Source organism: Rathayibacter sp. AY2B3, assembly GCF_002931755.1.
Lineage (GTDB): Bacteria > Actinomycetota > Actinomycetes > Actinomycetales > Microbacteriaceae > Rathayibacter.
Genome location: NZ_PSUG01000103.1, coordinates 1 through 792, shown reverse-complemented (window position 1 = coordinate 792; position 792 = coordinate 1). Strand labels below are relative to the sequence as shown.

Here is a 792-nt window from a genome sequence, read left to right as displayed (position 1 = left end):
CCCTCGTCAGCGCGACCGACCCCCGCGACGCCCGGCGGACCGCCGCACTCCTCGCCGGCAGGCCCGAGTCCCGGATCGACCTCGAGGTCGATCCGCCCGGCGCCGACGGTCCCGCTCTCGCCGAGGAGCTCCACCGGCGCCTCGCGGCCGACGCCGACGACGGCCACCGCGGTCACACGGTCGTCGCCCTCGATGGCCACGCCGACCCGCTCGAGATCGGACTCGTGCTCGAGCACCTCTGCGCGCAGCGGCATCCCGCCGACACCCGCATCGCGATCCTCGACGTGGTCGCCGTGACGTCGACGGAGGAGATCCTGCGCGTGCTCTGCGGCGGCGCGGGCCCCTCCTTCGACTCGGCGGAGCGCCTCGCCGCCCGCCTGGAGTTCTCGAGCCTCATCGCCCTCGCCGAGCCCCGCTCCGACAGCGACCCCGAGCGGACCGCACTCGTCCGCGACCTCCTGCGAGCACTCGCCCCCACCGCCGATCTCCTCCCCGCCGGTGAGCTCCCGGCGGCGCCACGGAGGCTCCACCCCCGGCGCGCGCACGCGATCGCCTCCTCGATGGGCTGGCAGTGCGCCCTCAACGGGACCTCGCGGCGCCGCGCCTCGGGCACGACCGTCGAGGAGTTCGTGTTCCGCGATCCGCTGCCCTTCCACCCCGGCCGCCTGAGCACGGCGGTCCACGGGGAGCTGGTGGCGGAGAAGGTGGGCCGCATCCTCCGCTCCCGCGGCCTGGTGCGCCTGGCGACGCGCGCCGACCGGGTCGGCTCGTGGTCGGTCGCCGGCGACGTGC

At 76.5% G+C, this 792-nt stretch carries 1 protein-coding gene; it reads left to right on the top strand.

The features are described 5' to 3' along the window. On the top strand, window positions 1-792 hold a 792-nt coding region (locus C5C24_RS17465), incomplete at both ends, for a GTP-binding protein (RefSeq protein ID WP_104305569.1).